This is a genomic window from Streptomyces sp. NPDC058469 (genome assembly GCF_042721125.1).
Classification (GTDB): domain Bacteria; phylum Actinomycetota; class Actinomycetes; order Streptomycetales; family Streptomycetaceae; genus Streptomyces.
Genome location: NZ_JBHXME010000327.1, coordinates 1 through 3,399, shown reverse-complemented (window position 1 = coordinate 3,399; position 3,399 = coordinate 1). Strand labels below are relative to the sequence as shown.

Annotated in this window: 2 protein-coding genes and 1 pseudogene; 2 read left to right on the top strand and 1 reads right to left on the bottom strand. The window is 73.6% G+C overall.

The window, feature by feature from the left end:
• Nucleotides 1–214: pseudogene (locus ACFWP5_RS52095) on the top strand (hypothetical protein); the annotation flags it as partial.
• Nucleotides 120–2,597 carry a discoidin domain-containing protein gene (locus ACFWP5_RS52090; protein WP_384174401.1) on the top strand — a complete coding sequence of 826 codons (2,478 nt, stop codon included), beginning with the start codon at nucleotides 120–122 and terminating at the stop codon, nucleotides 2,595–2,597. The pseudogene ACFWP5_RS52095 and the gene ACFWP5_RS52090, both read left to right, overlap by 95 nt.
• A gap of 24 nt (nucleotides 2,598–2,621) precedes the next feature.
• On the opposite strand, the gene ACFWP5_RS52085 is transcribed toward ACFWP5_RS52090, so the two are convergent.
• Nucleotides 2,622–3,399 (bottom strand): C-terminal helicase domain-containing protein (locus ACFWP5_RS52085; protein ID WP_384174398.1); only part of this gene is annotated, 778 nt, incomplete at its 5' end.

Below are 3,399 nucleotides of genomic sequence, written 5' to 3'. Positions count from 1 at the left end.
CGACGGCACCCCGCGCGGCGGCGGCTCCTCCTGGCAGTCGCTGAACCGGGGCACCGGCACCATCGAGGCCGACTACCTCAACGGCGAGATCGCGCGGCTGGGCGCCCTCGGCCACCCGGATCGACCCGGCCGACACGTACCACCCCTACGTCGGCAACGGCTACCTCGGCACCCGCGTCCCGCCCGCCGGCGCGGGCTACGCCGCCTCCGGTGAGAAGACCGGCTGGCCGCTCTACACCCCGCGCTACGACGGCGCGTTCGTCTCCGGCCTCTATGCCCGGGGCCCCGCGAACACGGCCGGCCGCGAGGCGCTCGCCGCGCTCCCGACCTGGACCGGCCTCGACGTCACGGCGGGCGCCGAGACCTACGGCAGTGGGAGTGGCGGCCGGGTCACGCACTACCGCCAGACCCTCAACCTCCGCTGCGGGTACGTCCGTACGTCCCTCACCTGGACCACGACGGACGGCCGCCGCACCGACCTCACCTACGACGTCCTCGCCGCCCGCGACACCCCGCACACCGGCGCCGTACACCTGCGCGTGAGCCCGCACTGGGACGGTGAACTCACCCTCACCGACCGCCTCGACGGCCGCGGCGCCCGGCGCATCACGCAGACCGACGGCGGCCGGGTCGGCGACCGCACGATCGGCGTGGCGTTCCGCACGGACGGGACCGGTGTCGACGGGGCCGTCGCGTCTGTGCTGGACGCGCCCGGGCGGCCCCAACACACCGCCACTAAGGGGAAGTTGAGCGCAAGCCAGGCGACCGTCCTCCCCGTCCGCTCCGGTCGTACCTACACCGCCACCAAGTACGTCGGTGTCGACACCGCCCTCACCTCCCACGACCCCCGTTCCGCCGCCCAGGACGACGCCGGGCGGGCCGCGCGGCGTGGCTGGGGTGCGCTGCTCACCTCGCACACCGCCGCGTGGCGGGCATTGTGGTCGTCCGACATCGAGGTTCCGGGGCACCCAGATCTGCAACTCTGGGCCCGTTCCGCCCAGTACGGGCTGCTGTCCGCGCTGCGCCCCGGCGCCCGGGACAGCATCGCGCCCGCCGGTCTCACCAGCGACAACTACGCCGGCATGGTCTTCTGGGACGCCGAGACCTGGATGTTCCCCTCGCTGCTCGCCACCCATCCCGACCTCGCCCGCCCGGTCCTCGAATACCGCTACCGCACCCGCACGACCGCCGCCGAGAACGCCGCGAAGACCTCGGTGAAGGGCCTGTTCTTCCCCTGGACGAGCGCGAGTCACGGCCGGCTGTGGAACGAGTGCCAGAGCTGGCAGCCGCCGCACTGCCTCACCCAGAACCATCTCCAGGGCGACATCGCCCTCGCCGCCTGGCAGTACTACCTCGCCACCGGCGACCGCACCTGGCTCCGCACCCGAGGCCGGCCCCTCCTCAACGGCCTTGCCCAGTACTGGACTTCGAGGGCCACGAAGAACCCCGACGGCTCGTACTCCGTCAAGGAGGTCGCCGGGCCCGACGAGTACAGCAACGGCGTCAACGACGGCGTCTACACCAACGCCGTCGCCTCCACCGCGCTGCGCGCCGCGACCGACGCGGCCCACGCCCTGGGCACTCCCGCGCCCGCCGACTGGCTCACCGTCGCGAACCGCCTGCGCATCCCCTACGACCCGAAGCGCAAGATCTTCCTCCAGTACGACGGCTACGGCGGCTCCCAGATCAAGCAGGCCGACACCGTGCTGCTGATCTACCCGCTGGAGTGGCCCATGCCGGCCGGTGCCGCGGCCGCCACCCTCGACTACTACGCCCAGCGCACCGACCCGGACGGCCCCGCCATGACCGACGCCGTCCACGCGATCGACGCGGCGGCGATCGGCGAACCGGGCTGTGCCGCGTACACCTTCCTGCGGCGGGCCTACCAGCCCTTCGCGCGCGGCCCGTTCGCCCTCTTCTCCGAGTCGCGCGGCGACAAGGCCGGCGCGTCCGACCCCCTCGCGGGCTCCCCCGCCCAGGACTTCCTCACCGGCAAGGGCGGCTTCCTCCAGGTCTTCACCCACGGCCTCACCGGCCTGCGGCTGCGCCCCGGCGCCCTCCACCTCGACCCGAGCCTGCCGCCCCAACTCCCGGACGGCGTACGCCTGTCGGGGCTTCATTGGCGCGGTCGTACGTACGACATCGCCATCGGCCCGGAGACGACGACGGTACGGCTGCGGACGGGCGCGCCCTTCTCCCTGGACACCCCCGAGGGGCGCCGCACCCTCTCCGGCACGGTCACCCTCAGGACCCGGCGGCCGGACCTCACCCCCACCACCGACCTGGCCCGCTGCCGCCCGGCGACGGCGACCTCCTCGGTCTCCGGCCTCTACCCGGAGGCGGCCGTGGACGGCAGCCCCGCGACCGCCTGGTCCCCCGCCACCGACCACGCCTCCCTCACCGTCGACCTGGGGCGGCCGGTGCGCGTCGGGACGGTTCGGCCCACGTGGACGAAGCGGCCGGGGTCGTACACGGTCGACGTCTCGGCGGACCGCCGTACCTGGCACACGCCCGACGGCACGCCCGCCCGGTACGTCCGCGTCACCGTGCGGGGCGGCGAGGGCGCCGCTCTCGCCGAACTCAACGTGCGCTCGTGACGGCCTGATTCCCCTGGGGCGGGGTCAGTTGGGCCCCGCCGCCAGTCGCCGCTGTTCCTCCTCCACGATGCGGCGTGCCAGCGTGGCGTCCGAGATGTCGATCGCGTCCGGGGTCGCGTCCGCGAGGGCGCTGCGCCGGGCGAAGGCGTCGAAGAGGCGGTCCTTGTCCTTGAGGATGGTCAGGAGCCGGTCGTCCACGCTGTCGGTGGCGAGCATGTGGTGCACCTGGACCGTGCGTGTCTGGCCCATGCGGTGGACGCGGGCCACGGCCTGGTGCTCCACCGTCGGCTTGACCTGCGGTTCGCAGAGGATGACCAGGGAGGCGGCCTGGAGGTTGAGGCCGACCCCGCCCGCCTCGATCTGGGAGAGCAGTACGGCGTGGCCGGGGGCCTGGGTGAAGTCGTCGACCAGTTGCTGTCGGCGGGCCGCCGGGACGCTTCCGGTGATGGGCCCGAACAGCCGCTTCTCCAGGGGCCGTTCCAGCGGTCGTTCCTGCGGCCGTTCCAACACCTGCTGCACCGCCGCGAGCACGTCCCGGAAGTAGGAGAAGACCACCACTTTCACCCCGTTGCCCGCGGCCTCGGCGACCAACTCCCGCAGGCGTTGCAGCTTCGCGGACTTCTCGGTGTCGGCGTAGGCGGCCCGGCGCATCGCCATGAAGTTGCCGTCGCCGACCGCGCGGTCGTACGCCACGCGGGCGGCCCCGCCCCGCTCCCCCCACACCTCGAACTGGCCCACGGCGGGCCGGGCGGTGTCTACGGACACCGGGGAGACGCCCCGATAGACCGGGGCCCCCTCAGTG